General features: G+C 67.4%; 2 protein-coding genes. Both read left to right on the top strand.

The genetic code is table 11. The features are described 5' to 3' along the window. On the top strand, positions 1-236 hold a 236-nt coding region (locus MHA02_RS21905; protein WP_147082700.1), incomplete at its 5' end, for a dTDP-4-dehydrorhamnose 3,5-epimerase family protein. 78 nt (positions 237-314) lie between these two features. Then, the coding region (locus MHA02_RS21900) for a GDP-mannose 4,6-dehydratase (protein WP_147082698.1) at positions 315-687 on the top strand (373 nt) is incomplete at its 3' end.

The following is a 687-nucleotide window of genomic DNA, read 5'->3' as shown; positions in this document are numbered from 1 at the left end:
TAAGCGGCGAACAGCTCTTCGTGCCGCACGGCTTCGCGCACGGCTTCTGCACGCTGGAGGCGAACACCATGGTGGCCTACAAGGTCGATGCCTATTACAGCCCGGCGAACGACCGGAGCATCGCCTGGAACGATCCCGACATCGGCATCGACTGGCCGGTGAGCGAGGCGGAAGCGATCCTCTCGGCCAAGGACAAGGCCGCGCCGCGGCTCGCCAGCCTCGAAAGGCTTTTTTGACGCGAGCCATCGTGTCGCCGGGCACCCGATCCCGGCTTCTGCAGGTGTCGGCCACCTGCAAAGAGAACGGAGACATTCATGCGCATTCTTGTGACCGGCGGCTGCGGCTTCATCGGCTCCGCTCTCGTCCTGCATCTCGTGCGGGATCTCGGTCACGAGGTGCTGACCCTCGACGCGCTGACCTACGCGGCCAACCCGATCTCGCTGCAACCCCTCGACGGCGACAGCCGGCACCGGCTCGTCCAGGCCGACATCTGCGACCCGGCCCGCGTCCACGCCGTCTACGCCGCGTTCAAGCCGGAGGCGGTGATGCACCTCGCCGCCGAGAGCCATGTCGACCGCTCGATCACCGATCCTGGCGCCTTCGTGCGCACCAACGTCGTCGGCACGCAGGTGATGCTCGACGGCGCACGCAGCCATTACGAGACGCTGTCCGGCGCCGAGCGGGCGG

Origin of the sequence: Methylobacterium haplocladii (assembly GCF_007992175.1) — a bacterium.
GTDB lineage: Bacteria > Pseudomonadota > Alphaproteobacteria > Rhizobiales > Beijerinckiaceae > Methylobacterium > Methylobacterium haplocladii.
Note: the sequence above shows the minus strand (reverse complement) of the source record. Positions and strands in the feature narration are given on the sequence as shown.